General features: G+C 70.9%; 23 protein-coding genes. 13 read left to right on the top strand and 10 right to left on the bottom strand.

The features are described 5' to 3' along the window. Positions 1–9: 9 nt before the first annotated feature. From ABD932_RS36145 to ABD932_RS36135, 3 genes are all read right to left on the bottom strand, one after another. Complete coding sequence (locus ABD932_RS36145; protein WP_345019569.1) at positions 10–1,038, bottom strand: SDR family oxidoreductase; 1,029 nt, start codon at positions 1,036–1,038, stop codon at positions 10–12. A 78-nt stretch (positions 1,039–1,116) separates the two neighbouring features. Next, positions 1,117–2,079, bottom strand: coding sequence for an SDR family NAD(P)-dependent oxidoreductase (locus ABD932_RS36140; protein ID WP_345019567.1), 963 nt, complete (start codon positions 2,077–2,079; stop codon positions 1,117–1,119). Between the two features lie 337 nt (positions 2,080–2,416). After that, complete coding sequence (locus ABD932_RS36135) at positions 2,417–3,427, bottom strand: PHP domain-containing protein (protein ID WP_345019565.1); 1,011 nt, start codon at positions 3,425–3,427, stop codon at positions 2,417–2,419. A gap of 158 nt (positions 3,428–3,585) precedes the next feature. Here ABD932_RS36135 and ABD932_RS36130 point away from each other — a divergent pair, with 158 nt between their 5' ends. Next, positions 3,586–3,822 (top strand): hypothetical protein, encoded by a 237-nt coding sequence (locus ABD932_RS36130; protein WP_345019563.1) that lies wholly within the window; start codon positions 3,586–3,588, stop codon positions 3,820–3,822. Between the two features lie 2 nt (positions 3,823–3,824). On the opposite strand, the gene ABD932_RS36125 is transcribed toward ABD932_RS36130, so the two are convergent. Beyond that, complete coding sequence (locus ABD932_RS36125; protein ID WP_345019561.1) at positions 3,825–5,054, bottom strand: ricin-type beta-trefoil lectin domain protein; 1,230 nt, start codon at positions 5,052–5,054, stop codon at positions 3,825–3,827. 290 nt (positions 5,055–5,344) lie between these two features. Here ABD932_RS36125 and ABD932_RS36120 point away from each other — a divergent pair, with 290 nt between their 5' ends. After that, entirely contained in the window at positions 5,345–6,121 is a 777-nt protein-coding gene (locus ABD932_RS36120) for a sulfite exporter TauE/SafE family protein (protein WP_345019559.1), read from the top strand. On the opposite strand, the gene ABD932_RS36115 is transcribed toward ABD932_RS36120, so the two are convergent. Together ABD932_RS36115 and ABD932_RS36110 are read right to left on the bottom strand one after the other, a co-directional pair. Beyond that, on the bottom strand, positions 6,118–6,804 hold the full coding sequence (locus tag ABD932_RS36115; protein ID WP_345019557.1) for a VanZ family protein: 687 nt from the start codon (positions 6,802–6,804) through the stop codon (positions 6,118–6,120). The genes ABD932_RS36120 and ABD932_RS36115 overlap by 4 nt on opposite strands. Before the next feature lie 103 nt (positions 6,805–6,907). Continuing rightward, complete coding sequence (locus ABD932_RS36110; protein ID WP_345019555.1) at positions 6,908–7,570, bottom strand: DUF4230 domain-containing protein; 663 nt, start codon at positions 7,568–7,570, stop codon at positions 6,908–6,910. 144 nt (positions 7,571–7,714) lie between these two features. Here ABD932_RS36110 and ABD932_RS36105 point away from each other — a divergent pair, with 144 nt between their 5' ends. Continuing rightward, on the top strand, positions 7,715–8,905 hold the full coding sequence (locus ABD932_RS36105) for a cytochrome P450 (RefSeq protein ID WP_345019553.1): 1,191 nt from the start codon (positions 7,715–7,717) through the stop codon (positions 8,903–8,905). Positions 8,906–8,936: 31 nt separating this feature from the next. Here ABD932_RS36105 and otr(A) read toward each other — a convergent pair whose 3' ends face one another. Further along, on the bottom strand, positions 8,937–10,829 hold the full coding sequence (gene otr(A) / locus ABD932_RS36100) for a tetracycline resistance ribosomal protection protein Otr(A) (protein ID WP_345019551.1): 1,893 nt from the start codon (positions 10,827–10,829) through the stop codon (positions 8,937–8,939). 197 nt (positions 10,830–11,026) lie between these two features. On the opposite strand from otr(A), the gene ABD932_RS36095 reads away from it, so the two are divergent. Continuing rightward, the gene (locus ABD932_RS36095; RefSeq protein ID WP_345019548.1) at positions 11,027–11,980 is read left to right on the top strand and encodes a ribose-phosphate diphosphokinase; all 954 of its coding nucleotides are present in this window, start codon (positions 11,027–11,029) and stop codon (positions 11,978–11,980) included. A gap of 80 nt (positions 11,981–12,060) precedes the next feature. Beyond that, positions 12,061–13,254, top strand: coding sequence for an elongation factor Tu (gene tuf, locus ABD932_RS36090; protein WP_345019546.1), 1,194 nt, complete (start codon positions 12,061–12,063; stop codon positions 13,252–13,254). A gap of 19 nt (positions 13,255–13,273) precedes the next feature. On the opposite strand, the gene ABD932_RS36085 is transcribed toward tuf, so the two are convergent. Both ABD932_RS36085 and ABD932_RS36080 read right to left on the bottom strand, forming a co-directional pair. Next, positions 13,274–13,654 (bottom strand): anti-sigma factor antagonist, encoded by a 381-nt coding sequence (locus tag ABD932_RS36085; RefSeq protein WP_345019544.1) that lies wholly within the window; start codon positions 13,652–13,654, stop codon positions 13,274–13,276. Between the two features lie 164 nt (positions 13,655–13,818). Then, entirely contained in the window at positions 13,819–14,256 is a 438-nt protein-coding gene (locus ABD932_RS36080) for a MarR family winged helix-turn-helix transcriptional regulator (RefSeq protein ID WP_345019542.1), read from the bottom strand. A gap of 104 nt (positions 14,257–14,360) precedes the next feature. Between ABD932_RS36080 and ABD932_RS36075 the strand changes: the two genes are divergently transcribed. Both ABD932_RS36075 and ABD932_RS36070 read left to right on the top strand, forming a co-directional pair. Next, positions 14,361–15,812 (top strand): aldehyde dehydrogenase family protein, encoded by a 1,452-nt coding sequence (locus ABD932_RS36075; RefSeq protein ID WP_345019540.1) that lies wholly within the window; start codon positions 14,361–14,363, stop codon positions 15,810–15,812. A gap of 25 nt (positions 15,813–15,837) precedes the next feature. Then, positions 15,838–16,944 carry an NAD(P)-dependent alcohol dehydrogenase gene (locus tag ABD932_RS36070; protein WP_345019538.1) on the top strand — a complete coding sequence of 369 codons (1,107 nt, stop codon included), beginning with the start codon at positions 15,838–15,840 and terminating at the stop codon, positions 16,942–16,944. Between the two features lies 1 nt (position 16,945). On the opposite strand, the gene ABD932_RS36065 is transcribed toward ABD932_RS36070, so the two are convergent. Then, entirely contained in the window at positions 16,946–17,896 is a 951-nt protein-coding gene (locus tag ABD932_RS36065; protein ID WP_345019536.1) for an NADP-dependent oxidoreductase, read from the bottom strand. A gap of 71 nt (positions 17,897–17,967) precedes the next feature. On the opposite strand from ABD932_RS36065, the gene ABD932_RS36060 reads away from it, so the two are divergent. The 6 genes from ABD932_RS36060 (at position 17,968) to ABD932_RS36035 (ending at position 23,629) form a co-directional block, all read left to right on the top strand. Continuing rightward, complete coding sequence (locus ABD932_RS36060) at positions 17,968–18,981, top strand: GlxA family transcriptional regulator (protein ID WP_425587572.1); 1,014 nt, start codon at positions 17,968–17,970, stop codon at positions 18,979–18,981. A 304-nt stretch (positions 18,982–19,285) separates the two neighbouring features. After that, positions 19,286–21,013 carry an ATP-binding protein gene (locus ABD932_RS36055; protein ID WP_345019532.1) on the top strand — a complete coding sequence of 576 codons (1,728 nt, stop codon included), beginning with the start codon at positions 19,286–19,288 and terminating at the stop codon, positions 21,011–21,013. A 4-nt stretch (positions 21,014–21,017) separates the two neighbouring features. Further along, positions 21,018–21,428 (top strand): roadblock/LC7 domain-containing protein, encoded by a 411-nt coding sequence (locus ABD932_RS36050; RefSeq protein WP_031485587.1) that lies wholly within the window; start codon positions 21,018–21,020, stop codon positions 21,426–21,428. Further along, the gene (locus tag ABD932_RS36045; RefSeq protein WP_345019530.1) at positions 21,425–21,796 is read left to right on the top strand and encodes a DUF742 domain-containing protein; all 372 of its coding nucleotides are present in this window, start codon (positions 21,425–21,427) and stop codon (positions 21,794–21,796) included. Before ABD932_RS36050 ends, ABD932_RS36045 begins: the two co-directional genes overlap by 4 nt. After that, the gene (locus tag ABD932_RS36040) at positions 21,777–22,382 is read left to right on the top strand and encodes a GTP-binding protein (RefSeq protein ID WP_345019528.1); all 606 of its coding nucleotides are present in this window, start codon (positions 21,777–21,779) and stop codon (positions 22,380–22,382) included. Before ABD932_RS36045 ends, ABD932_RS36040 begins: the two co-directional genes overlap by 20 nt. After that, positions 22,379–23,629 carry a cytochrome P450 gene (locus ABD932_RS36035; RefSeq protein ID WP_345019526.1) on the top strand — a complete coding sequence of 417 codons (1,251 nt, stop codon included), beginning with the start codon at positions 22,379–22,381 and terminating at the stop codon, positions 23,627–23,629. Before ABD932_RS36040 ends, ABD932_RS36035 begins: the two co-directional genes overlap by 4 nt. The last annotated feature ends 65 nt before the right edge of the window (positions 23,630–23,694 follow it).

Below are 23,694 nucleotides of genomic sequence, written 5' to 3'. Positions count from 1 at the left end.
GGTGCGGGGTCAGCCCACCTTGCGGCCCCGCATGGGCTCGGTCGACGCGCCCGCGCCGTGCCGGAGGCCCTCCAGGAACTCCTCCAGCACCTCGGTCGCCGTGCGGTCCGGACGCCAGCCCAGTTCCGTACGGGCGCGTGTGCAGTCCATCAGCGGCAGCCGGAGGACCGCGTCGAACAGGTGCGGAGAAGCGGGCAGCAGATGCAGCCCCCACGCGGCGGCGATCGCCGAGCGGGCCGCCGTGCGCGCCAGCCGGACCGGGCGGGCGCCGAGCATGCCGCCCAGCAGCTCCGCGTCGACCGGTGGTTCCGCAGCGAGGTTGAAGGCACCACGGACGTTGGACTTCACGGCGAGCTGATACGCCCTGGCCGCGTCGTCGGTGTGCAGGGCCTGTACCCGCAGTCCCGGGATGTCAGGCAGGAACGGCAGCAGGTCGGGACGCACCGACGGCCCCGGCAGGAAACGGCCGCCGAAGATGCGGCGCTGCTCGCTCGCCGACTCCCGCTTGAACAGGAAGGCCGGCCGCATCCGCACCACCCGGACCTTGGGGTGGGCCCGGTCGAAGGCGTCCAGCGCCCGCTCCAGATAAGCCTTCTCCCGGCAGTACGCGGCGTCGGGCCAGCCGTGCGTCGGCCACGACTCGTCCACGGCGTGGTCCTTCGGCCCCGGCGAGTACGCGCCGACCGACGACGCGTGCACCAGGGTAGGCACCCGCGCCGCGGCCACCGCCTCGAACACGCGGATGCTGCCCAGCACGTTCGTCCGCCAGGTCACCGCCGGATCGTGCGTGGGCTGGAACGCCCAGGCCAGATGGACGACGGCGGTCGCACCCTCGAAGAGGTCCGTTGGATCGGCCCGCTCTTGCGCCAGGTCGACCGCTGCCCAGTCCGTCTTCGGCGGCGACCAGTCGGGAATCCGGCGGGCCAGCCCCAGGACGGAGCCGACCTCGGGATCCTCCGAGAGGAGCCGCACCACGCTCGTACCGACATTGCCCGTGGCGCCGGTGACGACGACCCTGTGCGCCGGTTCGCTGCTCACCTGCGGCTCCTCTCGGCGGTGGGACGGGAGCCTCCGAGTACCCGTCCGGGGATGCCCGCACGCTCCCGACGCGGCGCGCTACGAGGTGAACGCGTTCACGCCCGTCAGCTCCGCCGACAGCTCCCACAGACGCGCCGCCTGCTCGGGGTCGACGGCCCAGTCCTTCACCCCGCGCATCGCACCGTCGGCCGGGGCGGGCTCGGCCACCTCGCAGTCCTCCAGGTAGACGCCGCCGAGACCGGCCAGCTGGGGCGAGGTCGCCGCCCAGACCTGCGTGGCCGCGCCCTGCTGCGGGCTCTTGAAGCCCTCGGGGTTGAGCGGGGTGCCGTTCTCGTCGATCCAGCCGCGCTCCACCATCTCCTCCTGGGCCATGTGCCGCTGGAGCGGCGTGAGGATGGCGCCGGGGTGCAGAGCGAAGGCGCGGACGCCGACGCTCTCGGCGAGCCGGTCCAGGTGGACGGCGAACAGCACGTTCGCGGTCTTGGCCTGCCCGTAGGCCGCCCACTTGTCGTATCCCTGCTGCCAGTGGACGTCGTCCCAGCGCACGCCGGTCAGATGGTGTCCGCCGGAGGACACCGCGACGACCCGCGCGCCGCCGGGTTCGAGGGCCGGCCACAGCCGGTTGACCAGGGCGAAGTGACCGAGGTGGTTGATGGCGAACTGGGCCTCCCAGCCGGGCCCGACCCGCGTCTCGGGGCACGCCATGACACCGGCGCTGTTGATGACGAAGTCGACGGTGCGGCCGGAGGTGAGGAACCGGTCCGCGAAGCCGCGGACGCTCTCCAGGTCGGCGAGGTCCAGCTCGTCCACCTCGACGCCCGGCACGCCCTCCAGTGCCTCCCGGGCATCCTCCGGGCGACGTGCGGGGACGACGACGCGGGCGCCGGCCCTGGTGAGGGCCCGGGTGGTCTCCAGGCCGATGCCCGAGTAGCCGCCGGTGACGATCGCGAGCTTTCCGGTCAGGTCGGTGCCGGCGAGGACGTCGTCGGCGGTGCTGGTGGCCCCGAAGCCGGAGCCGATCTTGTGCTGTGCAGTGCTCATGTCCCGGAACGCTACGAATTGGAGCGCTCTCGAAGTCAAGCGGCGCCTCGATCAAAGCCAAAGGCAAACAAAGCCAAAGGCGAACAAGGCCATGGGCAAAAGGAAAGCCCCGACCGGACGGGGGATTCCGATCGGGGCGGTCAATCGTGGGCGCGGATGGCGGTCGCCTCTCGGCGAAACGCTCCACAGGGCTTCAGCCGAACGATCGTCCCTGTGGGCAAAAGGTGAGGCCCGGGGACACTGTCCCATCCGCACCCACGGCTGGTTCAACGGGAAACTACCGGTGGGTGTTCCTGGGATTGCCGCGATACGCGGTGACCTCTGTCACGCCCGGAACTCACCGCTCGTGCGTCCAGGCCAGTAGCTCGTCGGCGCTCCAGGTGGTGATCACCCGCTCGGCGGGCACCCCGCACTCCTCGGCCCGCGCGCAGCCGTACCGCTGCCAGTCGAGCTGACCGGGCGCGTGTGCGTCGGTGTCGACGGAGAAGAGCACGCCCGCCGCCAGGGCCTGGCGCAGCAGCCGCCGGGGCGGGTCCAGCCGCTCGGGCCGGCTGTTGATCTCCACCGCCGTCCCGGACTCGGCGCACGCGGCGAACACCTCGTCCGCGTCGAACTCGGACTCCGGCCGGCCTCGTCCGGTGACCAGCCTGCCGGTGCAGTGGCCGAGGACGTCCGCGTGCGGGTCGCGTACGGCGGCGACCATTCGGCGGGTCATCGCGGCCGCGTCCATCCGCAGCTTGGAGTGCACGGACACCACCACGACGTCGAGCCGCTCCAGCAGCTCGGGCTCCTGGTCGAGGGTGCCGTCCTCGAGGATGTCGCACTCGATGCCGGTGAGCAGCCGGAACGGCGCCCAGGTCGTGTTCAGCTCCGCCACCACCTCCAGCTGCTCGCGCAGCCGCTCGGCGGACAGTCCGCGGGCGACGGTCAGCCGCGGCGAGTGGTCGGTCAGCACCGCCCACTCATGCCCCAGCTCGGCCGCCGTCCGGCCCATCTCCTCGATCGGGCTGCCGCCGTCCGACCAGTCGGAGTGCAGATGGCAGTCCCCGCGCAGCAGCTCCCACAACTCGCGTCCGCCCTCGGGCGGCGCGGCCGCGGGCCTGCCCTCCAGGTCCGTCAGATAGCCGGGCACCTCACCGGCCAGCGCCTCGCGCACCACCTGGGCCGTCTTCGGGCCGACGCCCCGCAGCGACTCCAGCGTCCCGGCCTCCGCCCGCGCCCGCACCTCGTCCTCGGGCAGCCCGGCCAGTACCCGGGCCGCCGTACGGAAGGCACGTACGCGATACGTCGGCGCAAGGGACCGCTCCAACAGGAAGGCGATCCGGTTCAGCGCGTCGACGGGTTCCATCGCCACCTCCTCCTCCAGGGTTCCCCGGAGCCGCCGCCCCCGCACGGCGGCGGACGGCGCCGTCCGCGCGGCCCGGCTGCGGGAATCCTGGATGGCCTGAAGAATTCGTCGATGGCCTGAAGGATTCGTTGACGCGGGTTGCGCTCTACGCTCTATGCATGACCGAAATCGCGAGCCCGCACATGTCACACCCGCGGATCATGGTGCTCGGGGTTCAGCCGGGCACGCCTCCGTTCCGCATCATGGAGATCGACGGTGTGGTCGTCGGGATGGCGAGGGCCATCACCGACGTCCTGGAGACCGCCGCCGCCTTCGGCATCACGGTCCACGACCTGGACGACCCGGAAGTGGTCCGCTGGGTGGGCGGCGACAAGTTCACCTGGCACCACCACTAGGGTCAGCCGACCGTCCATTTCTGGTTGGCCGCGCCCGTGCAGGTCCAGATCTGCAGCCGGGTGCCGTTGGCCGAGCTGTTGCCGGTCACGTCCAGGCACTTGTCGGCCTGCGGATTGACGATGTCGCGCGCCGCGGTGACGGTCCATCTCTGGTTGGGGCCGCCGGTGCAGTCCCACAGCTGGACGGTCGTGCCGTCCGCGGTTCCGTTGCCGGTGGCGTCCAGGCACTTGCCGAGCGCGCGGAGGGTGCCGTCCGAGCCCACGCTCCACTGCTGGGCGGCGGTGCCGTTGCAGTCGTAGAGCTGGACGGGAGTGCCGTTGGCGGCGTTCGCCCCGGCCACGTCGACACACTTCCCGGCCAGCCCCCTGACCGCGCCGCCGGCGGGCGAGTCGCCGGTGGTCACCGAGACGTGGTCCACGACCAGCTGCTGCGGGAAGACGGTGGAGCCGTCCGGGTCGCCGGGCCAGTAGCCGCCGACCGCCAGGTTCAGGATGAGGAAGAACGGCTTGTTGAACACCCAGGTCCGTCCGCCCAGGTCGGCGGGTGTGCGCCGCTGGTAGACGTTGCCGTCGACGGACCAGGTGATGGAGTCGGGCGCCCAGTCGATGGCGAAGGTGTGGAAGGCGTCCGCGAAGGCCTGCCCGTTCGGGAGGGAGTAGGCGGCGCCGATGCCGCCCGACCCGGAGTAGCCGGGGCCGTGGAGGGTGCCGTGCACGGTCGAGGGCTCGAAGCCGACGTTCTCCATGATGTCGATCTCGCCCGAGTCCGGCCAGTTGACCGGCGTGCCCAGCATCCAGAACGCGGGCCACATGCCCTGCCCGCGTGGCACCTTCAGGCGCGCCTCGATGTGCCCGTACTGGGCGGTGAACTTCCCCGCGGTGTTCAGCCGGGCCGAGGTGTACTGACAAGTGCCGTACCAGCACTGGTAGTTGGCCGGATTCTCGCGCCGGGCCGTGATCACCAGGTGGCCCTGGCCGTCCAGCGCCGCGTTCTTGTTGCCGGAGGTGTAGTACTGCCGCTCGTGGTTGTTGACGTTGTCGCCGGTCTCGATCTGCCACTTCGACGAGTCGACCGCGGCACCGGCGGGCCCGTCGAAGCTGTCGGAGAACGTCACCGCCGCGGGCGCGACGTCCGGCGGTTCCGCCTGCGCGGGGCCGATCGCGGCGGACGCGACCAGGGCGGCTGACAGAGCGGCGAGCAGACACGTGCGGAGCAGGCGTGGGGAGGCCATCGTGCTCCCTTCCGTACGGCGGCCCGATGGACGGGTGCGCCGACCGAGGTGGGGGGTGAAGGTGTCGCCACTTGATTTAAGGAGTGAGATAAGGGGGCGTCAATACCTTGGTACGGACCAGAAGTTGACCGGACCGGGTGCGGGTGCGGGTGCGGGTGCGGGTGCGGGTGCGGGTGCGGGTGCGGGTGCGGGTGCGGGGGCCTGCGCCTGCCCTCTCGAAGACCGGGCCCCTCGCGCAGTCCGGCATGGTTCGTCCGCCGCCGAAGTGTTCGGTTTCTAGGCTGCCCTCCATGAACGCCGCACACATCGGTGAGCTGCTCGCCGTCCTGGGCGCGGGCATCGCCGCCGGGGCGGTCAACGCCGTCGTCGGCTCGGGGACGCTCATCACGTTCCCGGTCCTGCTGGCGACCGGCCTGCCGCCCGTCACCGCCACGGTCTCCAACGCGCTCGGCCTGATCCCCGGCTCGATCAGCGGCGCCATCGGGTACCGCCGGGAACTGAGCGGTCAGCGCCGGCGCATCCTGAAGTGGGGAGCCGGCGCCCTGCTCGGCGGACTCACCGGTGCCGCGCTGCTGCTGGCCCTGCCCGCCTCGGCGTTCGAACGGATCGTGCCGGCCCTGGTGGGGCTCGCCCTCGTGCTCGTCGTCCTCCAGCCGCTGATCAGCAGGAGGCTGCGCGCCCGCCGCGCGCGGAAGGGAAGGTCCGCACGCCCCGACGGCGGCCCCGTGCTGCTCGCCGGACTGACCCTGGCCAGCGTCTACGGCGGCTACTTCTCGGCAGCCCAGGGCATCATCTACGTCGCCTTGATGGGCATGCTCCTCGACGACGACCTGCAACGCCTCACCGCCGTCAAGAACGTGCTCGTCGCCGTGGTCAACTCCGTCGCCGCGCTGCTCTTCCTCGTCGTCGCCGACTTCGACTGGACGGCCGTCGCCCTCCTCGCGGTCGGGTCCGCGCTCGGCGGCCATCTCGGAGCGACGACGGGCCGCCGGTTGCGCCCGGCTGTGCTGCGTGCCCTCATCGTGGTGGTCGGAACGGTGGCCATCGTCCAGTTGGTTCCGCGCTAGGAACGCTGCTCCTTGGCATGCACCGTCCGGCTCAGTCGCCGCCCCAGCAGCAGGTAGCCGATCAGCGCTCCGGTGGTGTTGAGGATGACGTCGTCGATGTCGAAGGCGCGCCCCGTCACCAGCGCACCCTGCGCGAACTCGACCAGAAGCATGACGGTCGCCGTCAGCAGCAACACTCGCAGGACACCACGCGTCCGTGGTGCCACGACGGGGACCAGGATTCCGAACGGGACGCCGAGCAGCAGATTCCCGCCGATCTGCCGGACGGCGTCACGCAGTTCGGGCTGGTCCAGATAGGCCCGCAGGGAACGGCCCGGGTGCAGGTTGGTATGGGTCAGGGCCTCCGACGCGGGCGACGGCTGCAGGGTGAGCTTCGCCAGTACGACGGCGAAGGCGACCATGAGCGCGAAGGCGCACAGCATCGCCAGGAGGCGGGCCAGGAAGCGTAGGGGGTGCAGCTCGGATCGCGGGGTGCGCTGGGCTTTGGCGGTGGGCTGCGGCTTGGTCCCACGCCCGGACTTGGTACGACGCCCGGGCTTGCCGCCGCGCTGGGGCTTGGCGCGGCGCTCGGACTTCTTGGTGTCGTCCGCGGGCTTTGCGCCCCGTGCCGACTTGGCGGCGCCTGTGGTCTTGGAAGTGCCGGGGCGTAACGCGGCACGCGAACGTGGAATTCCACGAGCCATGCGATCTCCTCCAGTCTTCAACTTCCTTTTGTGGAAAGGGATTACCCCGGTTCCGCGCCAGGATGCCCACCGCGCCGCCGCTGCCGTAGCGGGAGTAACGGGATCAGGCCCCGTACGTGACCTTCACCTCCTTGAAGCCGAGGGAGTGCAGCAGGCCTTCGAGCATCTCGGTGGTGTTGGACTCGGCGCGGGCCGTCAGTCCGCTCTGCTTGGCCGCGTCGCCGATGTGGCGCACCGCCAGCTTCTGCACGGCCTGTTCGCTGTTCGGGTTGTCCGAGAAGAGATCACCCAGGCGGTCGAGGAGACCGCGCTCCTTGGAGACGGCGTAGGAGCGGTCGGGGTCGAGGGACGGTTTGCCGAGGGCGGCGTGCGGGAGGCGGAGCGTGGCGGACGTACGGTCGTCGTTGACCGTCACGTCGTCCTCGCCGACCTTTCCGAGGTCGACATAGGCGTCCACGGTGCCCGCGCCGACGTACAGCGTGCGGGTGCCGCGAATCGCGTCGGGCAGGAACTTGGCGTCCTTCTCCAGATCGACGACGATCTGGAAGTTGCCGGTGGCGGCGTCGTAGCGGCTCATGTCCTGGATGGACTGCAGCAGCGCCGGACCGGAGCGGTCGTTGGTCTCGGTGCCGAACAGGTCCTTGAGGCCGGGGATCACGCTCAGCCGGATCCCGGCGAAGAAGACGACGAGCACCAGGACGAGGGCGCTCACCGCCTTCGCCCAGCCGGGCATGCTCTTGTTGACGCGCTTGATGGGGGTCGTCATGTCGACGTTCCTCCTTCCCTATTCAACGAAGTACCCCCAAATCCCTTGCCAGACCTGTCCGTTGGCCGATTGCCGCCCCTGACTGGAGCAGGGGCGGCGCACTAGCGTGAGGGACTGTCCGTACCGGCGCTTCTGGAGACCCGGATGAGCGCAGACAGCACGTCCCGGCCGCTTCGCCCCATGCACCGCATCAGCCTTCCCGAGCCCGGACCGCCCCGGCTCGGCACCCTCGCCACGGGCACCCCGGTGTGGATCGTGACCCGGTACAGCGAGGCGCGACAGGTGCTCATGGACCCCCGTTTCAACAGGAGTTCGCTGCACGCCCCGGACGCCCCGCCCCTGCTGGTCGTACCGAACCTGCTGGACGCCCCCGACGGGCTCCTCAACCAGGACGGCGCCGCCCACCAGCGGCTGCGCGGCACGGTGCAGCGGGCGTTCACGCCCCGGGCCGTCGCCCGCTGGCGGCCCTGGGTGGCCTCGGTGGTCGAAGCGCTCCTCGACGACCTCGCCGCACAGGACCGGCCGGCCGACATCGTCGAGGCGTACACACGTCCCCTGCCCGTCTCGGTGATCTGCCGTCTGATGGGGCTGGAGCACGTGGACCGCGAGCGCATCCGGCACTGGGCCGACCACGCCCTGTCCGGCGGCGCCCACACGGCCGAGGAGGTCGGCCTGGCCATGCGGGAGTTCGGGGAGTTCGCCGGTGAACTCGTCGCCGAGCGACGGAGGTCACCCGGCGACGACCTGGTGAGCGGGCTGGTCGAGGCGGGCGACGACCTCGGGATCGAAGAGCGCCGGCTGGTCACCCTGGTCTGCGGACTGGTCGTCGCCGGACACGAGACCACCATGACGGCCCTCGGCAACGCCGTCGTCTACCTCCTCACCGACGGGCACGCCGCCTGGAAGGGGCTCGCCGAGGACGGGGACGCGGCGACCACCGCGGCCGAGCAACTGCTGCGCACGATCCCGCTCAGCGAGGGCCGCGTCCTGCCCGGCCTGATCCGCCGCGCCGTCGAGGACACCGAGGTCGGTGGAGTGACGATCCCGGCGGGCAGCGTGGTCGCCGTCCAGACCAACTCCGCCGGCCGCGACCCCGACGTCTTCCCACCCGGCGAGCCCGACCTCTTCGCCCCCCTGACCTCGCCCGGCATCGCCTTCGGCGCCGGCCCCCACCACTGCCTGGGCGCCTGGCTCGCCCGCCTGGAACTGGAACTCGCCCTCCACCGCCTCGCCGCCCGCTTCCCTCACCTGCGCGCCGAGTTCACCCCCGAGACGATCGAGTGGCGGGAGGGCCAGATGACGCGGAGCCCACTCCGGTTGCCCGTGTCGTGGTGAGGCGCGGCGGCGCCGGCGAGGAGCGGCTCCGTCAGTGCCCCCTCAGCTCCCGATCCCCCGACACCCGAGACCACCACACCCCCTCGCCGCGCGTGAGCCCCGGCAGTCGCAGCTCGACCTCCCGTACCCGCCGGGCCGGCAGCTCGCCGGTGATCAGCCATGAAGTCGACCCGCCCGTCGTGCCGGTGAATTCAGCGCCACACGAGGCGAGTTGGGCCGTCACGGGGGACAGGGCGTCGAGCGGGACCTCCGCTTCGAACGCGTGGTACGGCTCGTACAACCGCGTCCGCGCCCCCTCCAGCGCACGGTGCAGCACGATCGGGGTGAGCCCCCGGAAGTCCGCGGCCGTGCTGATCGGCGCGCAGTAGCCGGACCGGATCAGTGTCACTCGGTAGTCGGTCACCGGCGCGCCCGACAGTCCTGTCCGCATCGTCGCGTGGACCGTGTCCTCGATGGCCTGGTGGAAGGCCCGGGGGAGGGCGCCGAGTTCCGTCTCGTACGAGAACGCCCCGCCCGAGTCGCGCGGTCCCGGTTCGACGCGCAGCCCGATCGTCGCCCAGTACTTGGTGTGGTCGTGCCACGGCATCTCGAAGCAGGCCTCGCCGATGCCGCGCGGGCGCTCCAGGTACCGCACCCGGCCCGGCTCGAAGTCGGCCTCCACACCGAAGTCCTGCCTGAGGGTCGCCGCGAGCACCTCCATCTGGACCTCGCCGTAGAGGAGGAGCGCGGTGGCGCCGGTGGACGTGGGGCGGGCGTGGATCAGCGGGTCCTGGTCGGCCAGGGTCAGCAGGGCCGTGCGCAGGTGCGCCGCCTGCTCGGGGTGGCGGGCCCGGACCAGAGTCTCCAGCGTCGGTGGCGCGAACTGCGGCGCGCGGTCGCTGAGTTCGCCGAGCCGGTCGCCGACACGGATGCCCGGGACGCCGGTCAGCGCGGCGATGTTCCCGGCGGTGAGGGGTTCGGCTCCGCCGATCACGTCGAGGTGCGTCGCCCGGCCGGGGACCTCGGTGGTACGGCCGTCGGGCTCACGGCGCAGGAACGTCAGCCGTTGACGCCGCGCCACCTCACCGTCGTACAGGCGCAGATACGCCGTGCGCTCACCGCCGGGTCCGGGCCGAACGGCGAACACCGTGCCGCGCGGCGTGCCGCCCCCGGACGCCGGTGCCGGGGGGATGAGCCGGGCGATGCCCTCGGTCAGCTCCGGTACGCCCTGGCCGCCGAGGGCCGAGCCGAAGAGGACCGGGTGGAAGGAGCCGTCGGCCGTTCGGGCGGCGAGGGACCTGCGCACGTCGTCCGCGGTGGGTTCGGGGCCGTCGACGACCGCCGCCAGGATGTCGGGGTCGACCTCGGCCAGCGCCTCGGCCACGGCGGCACGGACCAGAGGGTCGTCCAGCGAGTTCGGCCGCACGCGGGCGTCGGCGGTGCCGAGTCCCGTCACACCGTTCAGGGGTGCGACGTACGGTGTCAGTCTGCGGCGGATGTCGGTGAGCAGGTCGTCGGAGCGGGCGCCCGCCCGGTCGATCTTGTTGACGAAGACGACCGTGGGCAGCCGCAGACGCCGCAGCGTGCGCATCAGCACCCGTGTCTGTGCCTGTACGCCTTCCACGGCGGAGAGCAGCAGCACCGCGCCGTCGAGGACCTCCAGGGCACGCTCGACCTCGGCGATGAAGTCGGAGTGTCCCGGGGTGTCGATGAGGTTGACGTGGGTGTCGCCGACGGTGAACGCGGCGACGGCGGAGCGGACGGTGATGCCGCGCTGCCGCTCGATCTCGCCGTCGTCCGTGCGGGTGTCGCCGCCGTCGACGCTGCCGAGCCGGTCGATGGCTCCGTGGTCGAACAGGAGCCGCTCGGTGAGGCTGGTCTTACCGGCGTCGACGTGCGCCAGGATGCCGATGTTCAGGACGGTCGGGATGTTCGGGGTGTGCATGGGTGGTCGAGTCCTCGAAGACCGTGGGCCGGTGGGGGCACTGGGTGATTTCGAGGAGTCGGCGCATGCGAGGGGTCCTGACGTGAGGGGACACGGACGCCGTCATCATGGCGCGGCCCCGCAGGTGGGCGGCAACTGATTTTCGGGGCCCCGTAGCATGAGCCCGCCAGCAGAAACGATCATGCGAGGAGTCGAGCGTGCGCGAGATCGCCGTGTTCAGCGGTAGTGCCCACCCCGAACTGGCGGCGGAGGTCTGCGCTCATCTGGGGGTACCGCTCAGTCCCAGCCGGGTCAGCCGGTTCGCCAACGACTGCCTGGAGGTGCAGCTCCAGGCGAACTGCCGGGAACGGGACGTCTTCCTGATCCAGCCGCTGGTCCGCCCGGTCCAGGAACACCTCGTCGAGCTGCTCCTGATGTGCGACGCCGCGCGCGGGGCGTCCGCCCGCCGGATCACCGTCGTCATGCCGCACTACTCCTACGCCCGCTCCGACAAGAAGGACGCACCCCGCATCTCCCTCGGCGGCCGGCTCGTCGCCGACCTGATGGTGGCGGCCGGCGCGAGCCGCGTCCTCGCGATGACCCTCCACTCGCCTCAGGTGCACGGCTTCTTCACGGTGCCGGTCGACCACCTGCACGCGCTGCGGGAGCTCGCCGCGCACTTCCGGCAGTACGACCTCTCGCGTACGACCGTCGTCTCGCCGGACCTCGGCAACGCCAAGGAGGCCGCCGCGTTCGCCCGGCTGATCGGCGCCCAGGTGGCCGCCGGTGCCAAGCAGCGGTTCGCCGACGACCGGGTCAGCATCAACACCGTCATCGGTGAGGTGACCGGGCGGGACGTCATCATCCTGGACGACGAGATCGCCAAGGGGAGCACCGTCCTCGAACTCCTCGATCGGCTTCGGGAGTTGGGGCCGCGGTCGATCCGGGTCGCCTGTACGCACGGTCTGTTCGCGTCCGGGGCGCTGAAGCGGATCGGCGAGCAGCCCGACGTACTGGAGATCGTGTGCACCAACACGGTGCCGGTCCCGGCGGAGGAGCGCACCGAGAAGCTGCGGATCCTGTCCATCGCCCCGGCGCTCGCCGAGGCCGTGCGCCGCATTCACAACGGGGAGTCCGTGAGCGCCCTGTTCGACGCGCCGGGAACCGAATAGACAGGAGGGAGCGGAGCAACGCCCGGCATCACCCGGATGCTCGGCGCTCGGCATCACCCGGATGCTCAGGAGGGCTCGCCATGGCGAAGGCGAAGTTCGAACGGACCAAGCCGCACGTGAACATCGGGACCATCGGGCACATCGACCACGGGAAGACCACGCTCACCGCGGCCATCACGAAGGTGCTGCACGACCGGTATCCCGACCTGAACCCGTTCACGCCGTTCGACCAGATCGACAAGGCGCCCGAGGAGCGGCAGCGCGGCATCACGATCTCGATCGCGCACGTCGAGTACCAGACGGAGCGCCGGCACTACGCGCACGTCGACTGCCCGGGGCACGCGGACTACATCAAGAACATGATCACCGGCGCGGCCCAGATGGACGGCGCGATCCTGGTCGTCGCCGCCACGGACGGGCCGATGCCGCAGACCAAGGAGCACGTGCTGCTGGCGCGCCAGGTGGGCGTGCCGTACATCGTCGTGGCGCTCAACAAGACCGACATGGTCGACGACGAGGAGATCCTGGAGCTCGTGGAGCTGGAGGTGCGCGAGCTGCTCACGGAGTACGAGTTCCCGGGCGACGACGTCCCGGTGGTCAAGGTCTCCGCGCTCAAGGCCCTGGAGGGAGACCCGGAGTGGGCACAGTCGGTGCTCGATCTGCTGGACGCCGTCGACACGGCCGTTCCGGAGCCGGAGCGCGATGTCGACAGGCCGTTCCTGATGCCGATCGAGGACGTCTTCACGATCACCGGGCGCGGCACGGTCGTCACCGGACGGATCGAGCGCGGCAAGCTGCTCGTACACAGCGAGGTCGAGATCATCGGCATCCACGACCAGAAGACGAAGACCACGGTCACCGGCATCGAGATGTTCCGCAAACTCCTCGACGAGGGCCGGGCGGGGGAGAACGTCGGGCTGCTGCTGCGGGGCGTGAAGCGGGAGGACGTCGAGCGTGGGCAGGTCGTCATCAAGCCCGGCTCGGTCACCCCGCACACGGAGTTCGAGGCGCAGGCGTACATCCTGTCGAAGGACGAGGGCGGCCGGCACACGCCCTTCTTCCAGAACTACCGCCCGCAGTTCTACTTCCGTACGACGGACGTGACGGGCGTGGTCACGCTGCCCAAGGGCACCGAGATGGTCATGCCGGGCGACAACACCGGCATGCATGTCCAGCTGATCCAGCCCATCGCCATGGAAGAAGGGCTGAAATTCGCCATCCGTGAGGGCGGCCGGACGGTGGGGGCCGGTCAGGTCACCAAGATCGTGAAGTAGGTGCTCTCACTGGGTGCCCTCATAACGTGCCGGACGTGGCCTCGGGCTGGCCCAGGGCCGCGTCCGGCGTCGGATGCGGAGGGAGCAGCCGGGACAGACCGGTGATCCTCAGGACGCGCAGGGTGAGCGGGTGGGTGCAGACCAGGTGCAGCTGCCCGCCGTGGTCGAGCACCCGGCTGCGGGCCCGGTACAGCAGACGCAGCCCGGAGCAGTCGAAGAACTCGACGCTCCTGAGGTCGATCACGATCCGGGCGTCGGGGTGCGTCGTCACCCGGTCCAGGTACGGGGCTATCTCCACTGCCGCCGCGATGTCGATCTCACCGAGGAACTCCAGCACCGTGTGGTCCTGGTGCCGGTGGACACGCAGATGCCGGCTGAACGGCGCAGGAACCTGCTGCACGACGACATCGCCTCCAACCTGCTCACTTACGGCGGCTGCTCAAATCCAGTCCCCGCACTGCAAGTTACCCTCGATCGAGCGAATCTGAGCATGTTCGATTGACATATGTCTTCGAATTGCAGCAGAGGTTTCGCCAGACGTGAGGGACGACGTGTGGGGCGCGGCTACGACAGCGCGTGCCAAGCCTTGGAGAGTGCCTGGCGGAACTGCTCGGTCTGATGGGGCGTGAGGTCTCGCGCCATCCGCTCCTCCAGCTCCCGTACGGATCCCTCGTGCCGCGCGAGCAGTTCGCGGCCTTCGTCGGTCAGCAGGATCAGCAGCTCCCGGCGATTGCGCGGGTTGCGCTCCCGGCGGACGAGGCCGCGGGTCTCCAGGCTGCGCACCAGGTCGGCGATCGACTGCGCGGTGACGAACGAGTCGCGTGCCAGCTGGGCGGCCGACAGCCCGTCGTGTCGCTGCAGCACGGTGAGCGCGGTGTACTGCAGCGCGGTGATCCCGGACGGCTTGACCAGCTCGTCCAGGTGGGAGCGCACGACCAGCTCCACCTGCTTCACCATGTAGAGAAGCGACGGAGGTGCCTTGGTTGCCTGGGTGTCGAGCATGAGTTCAGCCTAGAGCATTGACAGGAAACCTGTCTGTAATGAGACTGCGGAACACACAGGATTCCTGTTGGTTGAAATCTTGGCGATGAGGCTGAGGAGTGGTGATGACCACCTTCGAGATCGAACCCGGTCGGTTGTTCATCGGGGGCCAGTGGCGCGAGGCCGCCGACGGAGCGCGCACCGAGGTGGTCGACCCCTCGCGGGGTGCGGTCGTCACGACCGTCGCGGACGCGGGTGCCGCCGACGTGGACGCGGCGGTGCGCGCCGCGCGGGACGCCTTCGACGACGGTGCCTGGTCCGGGCTGAGCGGCCGTGAGCGCGGCCGGGTGCTGCACCGGGTCGCCGCGCTCATCCGGGAGAACGCCGACACCATCGCCGAGTTGGAGAGCCGCGACGTCGGCAAGCCGATCACGCTCGCCCACGCCGTGGATGTCACCAACGCGGCCAACGACTACGAGCACTTCGCCGCCCTCGCGCACGCCCTGGACGGCTCCGTCCGGGACACACCCATGAACGCCCTCGCCTACGTCCGGCGCCGGCCGCTCGGCGTGGTCGCGGCGATCACGCCGTACAACTTCCCGCTCATTCTGGCCGGTTCGAAGATCGCCCCGGCGCTGGCGGCGGGCAACACGGTGGTGCACAAGCCCGCCGAGGAGACCCCGCTCAGCGCCCTGTACATGGCCGAGCTGTTCAAGCGGGCCGGTGTCCCGGACGGCGTGGTCAACGTCGTCACCGGCGGACCCGCGGCCGGCGAGGCGCTGCTGCGGAACTCCGGTGTCGACAAGGTCGCCTTCACCGGCTCGACCACGGTCGGCCGGAAGGTCGCGGGCATCGCCGGTGAGTCGCTCAAGCCCGTCACCATGGAGCTCGGCGGCAACGCGGCCCACCTCGTCTTCGAGGACGCCGACCTGGAGAAGGCCGTCGGCGCGATCATCAAGGGGTTCGTCTTCAACACCGGGCAGTTCTGCATGGGCGGACCGCGGCTGCTGGTCGCGCGCCAGGTCTACGGCACGCTGCTCGGTATCCTCGCCGACGCCGTACCCGGCGTGCCGCTCGGCGACCCGCGCAAGCCCGAGACCGTCGTCGGCCCGATGGCGGGGGAGCGGCACCTGCGCAAGGTCGAGGAGTACGTCGACCTGGCCCGCAAGGAGGGCGGCCGCATCGTTTGCGGCGGTGAGCGGCTCGACCTCGACGGCGGCTACTACTACAAGCCGACCGTGATCGCCGACCTGCCGAACGACTCCCGGGTGATCCAGGAGGAGATCTTCGGCCCGGTCCTCACCGTCCAGCCCTTCGACTCCGAGGACGAGGCGATCGAGCTCGCCAACTCCACGCCGTACGGCCTGGCTTCGGGTGTCCAGACGGGCAACCTGGCCCGCGCGCACCGCGTTGCCGACCGGCTGGCGGCCGGGATCGTCTGGGTCAACGACTGGGCGATGCTCGACCCCGCGGTCCCCTTCGGTGGCGTCAAGGACTCCGGGTTCGGCCGGGAGTACGGCCCCGAGGCGCTCGACGCCTACACCACCACCAAGTCCGTCGTCGTCTCGCTCGACTGAGCGCACCGCCAAGGAGACCCGTTCCATGACCATCCCCACCCGTGCCGCCGTCGTCGAGTCCGGCGGAGCACCCTTCACCCTCTCCGACGTCGAGCTCGACGAGCCCGGACCGCACGAGGCCGTCGTCCGCATGGTCGCGACCGGCCTGTGTCACACGGACCTCGGCGTGGCGAGCGGCGGACTGCCCTTCCCCCTCCCCGGCGTCCTCGGCCACGAAGGCGCGGGTGTCGTGGAGGCCGTCGGCTCGGCCGTGACCGGCATCGCGCCGGGCGACCACGTCGTGCTGTCCTTCACCTCGTGCGGCGACTGCCGCAACTGCCTGGGCGGACACCCCGCGTACTGCGCGACCTGGCTGCCGCTGAACCTCATCGGCGGGCGCCGCGCCGACGGCACCGGCACGATCAGCCGGGGCGGCGAGGCCCTCGGCGGTCACTTCTTCGGGCAGTCCTCCTTCGCCGAGCGGGCGCTCGTGGACGAGCGCAGCCTCGTCAAGGTCGACCCCGACGTCCCGCTGGAGTCGATCGCCCCGCTGGGCTGCGGGGTACAGACAGGCGTCGGCGCTGTCTGGAACGTACTGAAGCCGGTCACCGGCAGCACGGTCGTCGTCCTCGGCGCCGGAGCCGTCGGCCTCTCCGCGGTCATGGCCGCCGCCCTCACCCCCGCCACCAACATCGTCGCCGTCGACCGGGTCGGCGAACGCCTGTCACTGGCAAAGGAGTTGGGCGCCACCCACACCGTCAACGCCGCCGAGGCCGACCTCGGTGAGGCGCTCGCCGGGATCACCGGAGGCCAGGGCGCCGACGGCGTCGTCGAGACCACGGGCAACGTCGGCGTCCTGCGCCAGGGCGTCGACGCGCTCGCCGCCCGCGGCACCCTGGTCGTCGTGGGCGCCCCGCCGTTCGGCACCGAGGTCGCCCTGGACGTCAACGGGCTGCTCGGCGGCAAGCAGGTCGTCGGCCTCACCCTCGGCGACGCCGAGACCCAGACGTTCATCCCCGCCCTGGTCCGGCTGGTGAAGGAGGGGCGGCTCCCGCTGGACCGCCTGATCAGCACCTATCCGTTCGCGGACATCGACCAGGCGGTACGGGACATGGGCGCGGGCAAGGCGATCAAGCCCGTGCTGACGTTCTGACTCAGTCGACCGTCAGGACCAGCTTCCCCGTGGTCCGGCCGGTGTCGCCGAGCGCGTGTGCCTCGGCGGCATCGGCCAACGGGAAGGTACCGGCGATCGTGGCGCGCAGCTTCCCCGCCTCCGCCAGCGCCGCGATCGCCTTCATACCGCTGTGCGAGGCGTCGACGAGCATCCGCAGCGACCGGACGCCCAGCCGCTCGGCCTCCTCGTGGAACTCGCCCGAACCGACCGGCAGGATCGACACGACGAGCCCGCCGGGGCGCAGCACGCGCAGCGAACGCGTCGAGGTGTCGCCGCCGAGCGTGTCCAGGACGACGTCCACGTCCTTCACGGCCTCGGCGAAGTCGGTCTCCCGGTAGTCGATCGCCTCGTCCACGCCGATGCCCCGCAGGAAGTCGTGCTTGCCCGCGCTCGCCGTCCCGATCACATACGCGCCCCGTGCCTTGGCGATCTGCACGGCCACGTGCCCCACCCCGCCGGCGGCGGCGTGGATCAGCACCCGATGGCCCGGCTGCACGTCCGCGTACTCGACCAGGGCCTGCCAGGCGGTGAGGGAGACCAGCGGCAGCGCGCCCGCCTGCACATGATCGATCGAGGCCGGCTTGTGGGTGAAGACGCGGGCCGGCGCGGTGACGTACTCGGCGTGCGAGCCGTGGCCGAAGGGGTAGGACAGCATCCCGAAGACCTCGTCGCCGGGCTGGAACCGGGCCACGCCGATACCGACCGCCTCGACCACGCCGGAGACGTCCCAGCCCAGGACGAAGGGCGGCTCGCCCAGGAAACCGCCGGTCGCGCGGTGCTTCCAGTCGGTCGGGTTGACGCCGGCGGCGCGGACGCGGACCAGTACCTCGTTGGGGCGCGGGGTCGGGCGCTCCAGCTCCACTTCCTTGAGGACCTCGGGACCGCCGAGGACGTCCTGGCTGATGGCTCGCATCGTGTTCACAGTGCTCATGGTGAACCAGCCTGCCCGGCGACGCCGGACAGGAAAATGGCACGATTGCCAACCTTCGATAGAATCGTGCCATGCGTGGTGAGCGACAAGGTGAGAGACAAGGTCAACGACAGGGCGGGCGACCGGTGGAACGGGTCGTGGTGCTGGCCCTCGACGGTGTCTACCCCTTCGAGCTGGGCATCCCCAGCCGGATCTTCGGCGCGGCCGACGGCCGGTACGAGGTGCTGACCTGCAGCGTCGACGGCCGCCCGGTGCGCAGCAACGCGGACTTCACGATCGGCGTCCAGCACGGCCCGGAGATCCTCGCCACGGCCGACACCGTGGTGGTCGCCTCCGTGGCCGTCCCGTACATCCCCACGGAGCTGCCCTCCGAGGTCGCCGACGCACTCGCGCGGATCCGCCCGGACGCCCGCATCGTGTCCATCTGCACCGCCGCTTTCGTCCTCGCCGCGGCGAGCCTCCTCGACGGCCGGAAGGCCACCACGCACTGGCAGGTGACCGATCTGTTCCGGCGCCGCTACCCGCACGTCGACCTGGACCCGGACGTCCTCTTCGTCCACGACGGACGGATCCTCACGTCGGCCGGCGCCGCCTCAGGCGTCGACGTCTGCCTGCACATCGTCCGCACCGACCACGGCGGCGAGCTGGCCAACACGGTGGCCCGACGCTGCGTCGTGCCCCCCTTCCGGGACGGCGGCCAGGCCCAGTACATCGAGCAGCCGGTGCCGGAGAGCGGAGCCGCGAGCACCGCCGCCACCCGCGCCTGGGCCCTGGAGCGCCTGGACGAGCCCCTCACCCTGACCGACCTCGCCGCCCACGCCCGCATGAGCCTGCGTACCTTCGCGCGCCGCTTCAACGACGAGGTCGGCCTCAGCCCCGGCCGCTGGCTCATCCAGCAGCGCGTCGGCCGGGCCCGGCATCTGCTGGAGTCCAGCGATCTGCCGGTCGACCAGATCGCCGGCCGGGTCGGCTTCGCCACGGGCGCCTCCCTGCGCCAGCACCTGCACGCCGCGATCGGCGTCTCACCGCAGGCGTACCGGCGCACGTTCCAGGCTGCGGACAGCGTCTCGACCCCCGCAGGCTGAACGCCGCGTACGGCGGCGACGTACCCATGCCCGAGGGGTCCTCCGACCGCGTCGGTTTCTCCGACTGTGCAGGTCAGTAAGGGCATTTGTCGACGTACGTTCCCTTGGCGGACAGTGACGGAACCCTCACTTCCGTCAACCCGTGCGGTTGATCCTTTGGTGTTCAAACCCGATAAGCTCCCGTTCGGCGCTGCGAGTTGACTCGGTCGGGATTCGGTCCTGATCGGTCGTCTCGTGGTGCGTACTCATGAGTGCGATCGCTTTGCACACCCCCCTTGATCGATCGTTGCCTCGAAGGATGCTGATGGAACTCGCCACTCCGCCGCCGGCGGCGCGGCCCCCTGTCGCCTGGTACAGCTGGTGGCTCATGCCGCTGGCTTTAGGAGGTGGGACGGTTGCCGCCACGTTCATGAGCTCCGACCGAATAACCGCCGGCGTCGCGGGTGTCGCGGCGACCGCGGCCAGCGCCGTGTGTGTACGCCTCCTGCTGCGTACCCGGGCGCAGTTGACCAGGTCCGAGGGCGAGTTCCGCACCTCGCAGGCCGAGCACTCGCAGCAGTGGCAGCAGCATGTGGCAGGTCTGGAGCGGAAGTTCAGCGCCGACCGCGCCGCCCTGGAGAGCCGCCTCGCCGAACAGTCCGGTGCCTATGAGGCCCAACTGGCCGAGCAGGTCCGGGCGTACGAGGAACGACTCGCCGAGGACAGCGCCTCCTACGAGGAGCGGATGGCCGCCCAGGCCCAGTCCTACGAAGCCCAGCTCGCCGACCAGGCCGAGGTCTGGCAGGAACAGCTGGCCCACCAGCTGGCCGCCGTCGCCCGGCTCGCCGACGAGCAGCTCCCCGAGGCGCTGCGCCAACTGCGCGAGGGCGACGCCATCGACGACGTTCTGCCGAGCGTCAACCAGTGCGCCAAGGTCAACGCCGAGTTGCAGGCCCACCTGCGCAGGGTCCTGCGGACCTCCCTGATCGGCGTCGAGGAGGAGTTCAACCGCTCGACCTCCGCCGAGCAGGCCGTGATCAGCATCGGCAACCGCATCCACGTCCTGACCAGCAAGCTGCGCGGCCGACTGCACGAGATGCAGGGTGAGCACGGCCGGCTGCCGGCCGTCGCCCAGGGGCTGATGGAGCTCGACCAGGCGATCGGCCCCGCCGACTGTCTCGCCGCCAGCATCAGCGTGCTCGGTGGCTCGGACCGGCCCGGCCGGCAGTGGCAGGAACCGCAGCGTCTGCTGAGCGTGGTCCGCGGCGGCATCGGCCGGATCAAGGACTTTCACCGGATCGACGTACGCCATCTGCCCGAACTCGGCGTGGACGGCGGCCTCGTGGACCACCTCACGCTGATCTTCGCCCACCTGCTGGACAACGCGGCCCGCTACTCGCCGCCCACCGAGCCGGTGATCGTCTCCGGCAAGGAGGTCCCGAACGGCGTCGGCATCGAGATCCAGGACTCCGGCAAGGGCCTGAGCGAGGAGAAGAAGCGCGAGGCCGAGTACGCCCTCACCGGCACCGCGCCCGGCGCGGGCCTGGGTGGCATCTCGGAGGACGCGAACATCGGTCTGCGCGTCGTCGGCATCCTCGCCCGCCGCTACGGCATCCGCGTCACCTTCGCGGACTCGCCGTGGCTCGGTACCTCGGTGGTGGTCGTGGTCCCGCACAAGTACTTCAGCCCGCTGCCCGCGGCCGCCTCCACCACCCAGGCGGCACCCGCCCCGGCGGCACCGGCCACCGCGGTCGCCCCGGCCCACGATCAGCACGTCGCGGAAGCGGCCCCGGCCGACACGGCCGACGCCGTGGACACCACGCCCGGCGGCCTGCCCCGGCGCCGCAGCAAACGGCACGAGGCGGCACGCCACGAGCCGGCCGAGCGCCCGGAGCGGAGCGAGGACACGGCCACCGTCGTGGCCGTTCCGCCCGACGCGTCCTTCGCCGGCCTGGCCGCCTTCGCCACCGCAGGCCGCGAGCCCGGCGAGGGAGGCGCGACCGCCCACGGCCGCGAGTCCACCGAGCAGCACCGCACCGAAGAGAGCGACTAGTCCCATGACGCAACAGGGAACCGACGTGAGCTGGGCGCTCCGCGATCTGGTGGAGAGCATCCAGGAGATCAACTTCGCCCTCGTGGCCTCCAGCGACGGCAAGGCCATCACCTCCTACGGTGCCGAGGACCCCGACGACGTGGACCGCTTCGCGGCCGTGGTGGCCGGACTGCAGGCGCTGGCCCAGCCGGTCGCCGAGCAGTTCCCCAAGTACGCGGGGCAGCTCAGGCTGGCGATGATCGAGGTCGACGGCGGTCACCTCTTCGTCGTACGGGCCGGGGTGGAGACCTATCTCGGCGTCCTCGCCCGGGAGGGCCTCGACCAGGGCCTGCTCGGCCATCAGATGAGGGACCTGGCGCGCAGGATGGGTGAGTTGCTCGGCACCACTCCGCGCCTGGAGGAGCACTCTGGATGAGTGCTCCCCGCCGGCCCATGAACCCGTCCGGTCTCGAGCGCTACTACGTCCTCACCAAGGGGCGTAGCGGACCGGGCGGTTCGGCGTCGAGTCTCGACGTGGCGACCCTCATCGTCTCCCGCACCGCGCCCGCTTCGGGCTTGCAGCACGAGCACGAGGAGATCCTCCGGCGCTGCCGCGATCCGCTGTCGGCGGCCGAACTCGGCGCCCACCTCGGACTGCCCTTCAACATTCTCGCGGTGCTGCTGACGGATCTGCTGGAGGCAGGCCACGTCGAAGCCCGTGACCCCATCCCGGCGCACAACGCCGGTCGCGGGCCCGACCTCGCGCTCCTTGAGGAGGTACTCAGTGGACTTCAAAGGCTTTGACCATTCCGGCGGGCCGGGTGGCGGGGGCACCCGCTCGGTGAAGGTGATGATCGCCGGTGGCTTCGGCACGGGGAAGACCACCATGGTCCGCTCGGTGAGCGACATCAAGCCGCTCACCACCGAGGAGACCCTCACCCAGGCCAGTGCCGACGTCGACCACCTCATCGGCGTCGCCGACAAGACGGAGACCACCGTCAGCCTGGACTTCGGCAAGATCAGCCTCAACGACACCCTGATGCTGTACCTGTTCGGCACGCCCGGCCAGGAGCGGTTCTGGTTCCTGTGGAACGGCCTGTTCAAGGGCGCGCTCGGCGCGGTCGTCCTGGTGGACACCCGCCGGCTCGCCTCCAGCTTCCGGGCCATCGAGGAGATGGAGCGGCAGAACGTCCCGTTCGTCGTCGCGCTGAACGTCTTCCCCGACTCCAGGGCCTATCCGGTCGAGGAGATCCGGGACGCCCTGGACATCCCCGAGCACATCCCGGTCGTGGCCTGCGACGCCCGCGACCGGGCCTCCAGCCGTGACGTGCTCGTCGCGCTGATACGTCACTTGAAGGATCGCTCCTCCGTCGCACTGGAGCCCCGATGAACGAGCAGACTTTAAACGGTCCCGACGCGCCCCGTGGGTGCCCCGTCGCGCACGGCGGGGCAGAACTCACGCGGCTGTACGGCCCGGACGCGGCCACCGACCCGCAGGCCATCTACGAGCGGCTGCGCAAGGAGCACGGTTCCGTCGCACCGGTGCTGCTGGAGGGTGACGTTCCCGCCTGGCTGGTGCTCGGCTACCGCGACAACCGGCGGGTGCTGGACAACCCTCGTCAGTTCAGCCGGGACGCCCGCATCTGGCGGGACTGGCGGGAGGGCCGGATAGCGGAGACCTCGCCGCTGGTGCCGATGCTGGGCTGGCGGCCCGACTGCGTCTCCCAGGACGGAGAGCCGCACCGCAGGCTGCGCGGCGCGGTGACCGACGGGCTGCTGGCCGCCTCGAGCCGCGGCATCCGGCGGCACGCCACGTACTTCGCGAACAAGCAGATCGACGTGTTCGCCGAGGCCGGGCGCGCCGACCTGGTGGCCGACTACGCCGAGCTGCTGCCGATGCTCGTGCTCACCCGGATCCTGGGCCTTCCCCAGGCGGACGGGCTACGCCTGATCGAGTCGTGCGCCCAGGTCTTCAAGGGCGGCGAGGGCGCGCTCGTGCACAACGACCGCATCATGCAGATCCTGGGCGAACTCGCCCAGCGCAAGCGGTCCGAACCGGGCTCGGACTTCACCACCGCCCTGCTGGAGCACCCGGCGGCGCTGGACGAGGACGAGGTCGTCAGCCATCTGCGCCTGGTACTGATCGCCGCCCACACCACGACCAGCAACCTGCTGGCCCGGGTGCTGCAGCTGGTCCTGACGGACACGGCGCGGCTGTCCGGGCTGATCAGCGGTCAGCTGAACGTGTCCGCCGTGGTGGAGGAGGTCATGTGGAACACCCCGCCGCTGGCTGTCCTGCCTGGGCGGTTCGCCACCAGCGAGCTGGAGCTCGGCGGGCACGACATCGAGGAGGGCGACCTGCTCCTCCTCGGCCTCGCCCCGGGCAACGTCGACCCGGAGATCCGGCCCGACGAGGGCGTGGCGGTCCAGGGCAACCAGTCGCACCTGGCCTTCAGCGCCGGTCCGCACGAGTGCCCCGGGCAGAGCATCGGCCAGTCCATCATCGAGGTCGGCGTTGACGTCCTGCTGCACCGGCTGACGGGCCTGCGCCTGGCCGTACCGCCGGAGGACCTCGGCTCGACCGCCTCCACGTGGGAGTCCCGGCTGGACAGTCTGCCGGTCGAGTTCGCCGTCTAGGCCACGCGAGGGGACCGCTGCCCGGCCGGGTTCCGGCCGGGCAGTGCCGTGCGGGGGTGCAGGCG

The sequence above is a fragment of the Streptomyces shaanxiensis genome (assembly GCF_039537145.1).
GTDB lineage: Bacteria > Actinomycetota > Actinomycetes > Streptomycetales > Streptomycetaceae > Streptomyces > Streptomyces shaanxiensis.
The sequence above is the reverse complement of the archived record's forward strand: the minus strand, read 5'-3'. Positions and strand labels throughout refer to the sequence as shown.

Coding starts and splice junctions, on each gene's coding strand:
- ABD932_RS36140 (WP_345019567.1), bottom strand. CDS start 2,079: ATGAGCACTGCACAGCACAAGATCGGCTCCGGCTTCGGGGCCACCAGC.
- ABD932_RS36135 (WP_345019565.1), bottom strand. CDS start 3,427: ATGGAACCCGTCGACGCGCTGAACCGGATCGCCTTCCTGTTGGAGCGG.
- ABD932_RS36130 (WP_345019563.1), top strand. CDS start 3,586: ATGACCGAAATCGCGAGCCCGCACATGTCACACCCGCGGATCATGGTG.
- ABD932_RS36125 (WP_345019561.1), bottom strand. CDS start 5,054: ATGGCCTCCCCACGCCTGCTCCGCACGTGTCTGCTCGCCGCTCTGTCA.
- ABD932_RS36120 (WP_345019559.1), top strand. CDS start 5,345: ATGAACGCCGCACACATCGGTGAGCTGCTCGCCGTCCTGGGCGCGGGC.
- ABD932_RS36115 (WP_345019557.1), bottom strand. CDS start 6,804: ATGGCTCGTGGAATTCCACGTTCGCGTGCCGCGTTACGCCCCGGCACT.
- ABD932_RS36110 (WP_345019555.1), bottom strand. CDS start 7,570: ATGACGACCCCCATCAAGCGCGTCAACAAGAGCATGCCCGGCTGGGCG.
- ABD932_RS36105 (WP_345019553.1), top strand. CDS start 7,715: ATGAGCGCAGACAGCACGTCCCGGCCGCTTCGCCCCATGCACCGCATC.
- tuf (WP_345019546.1), top strand. CDS start 12,061: ATGGCGAAGGCGAAGTTCGAACGGACCAAGCCGCACGTGAACATCGGG.
- ABD932_RS36080 (WP_345019542.1), bottom strand. CDS start 14,256: ATGCTCGACACCCAGGCAACCAAGGCACCTCCGTCGCTTCTCTACATG.
- ABD932_RS36075 (WP_345019540.1), top strand. CDS start 14,361: ATGACCACCTTCGAGATCGAACCCGGTCGGTTGTTCATCGGGGGCCAG.
- ABD932_RS36070 (WP_345019538.1), top strand. CDS start 15,838: ATGACCATCCCCACCCGTGCCGCCGTCGTCGAGTCCGGCGGAGCACCC.
- ABD932_RS36065 (WP_345019536.1), bottom strand. CDS start 17,896: ATGAGCACTGTGAACACGATGCGAGCCATCAGCCAGGACGTCCTCGGC.
- ABD932_RS36060 (WP_425587572.1), top strand. CDS start 17,968: ATGCGTGGTGAGCGACAAGGTGAGAGACAAGGTCAACGACAGGGCGGG.
- ABD932_RS36055 (WP_345019532.1), top strand. CDS start 19,286: ATGGAACTCGCCACTCCGCCGCCGGCGGCGCGGCCCCCTGTCGCCTGG.
- ABD932_RS36050 (WP_031485587.1), top strand. CDS start 21,018: ATGACGCAACAGGGAACCGACGTGAGCTGGGCGCTCCGCGATCTGGTG.
- ABD932_RS36045 (WP_345019530.1), top strand. CDS start 21,425: ATGAGTGCTCCCCGCCGGCCCATGAACCCGTCCGGTCTCGAGCGCTAC.
- ABD932_RS36035 (WP_345019526.1), top strand. CDS start 22,379: ATGAACGAGCAGACTTTAAACGGTCCCGACGCGCCCCGTGGGTGCCCC.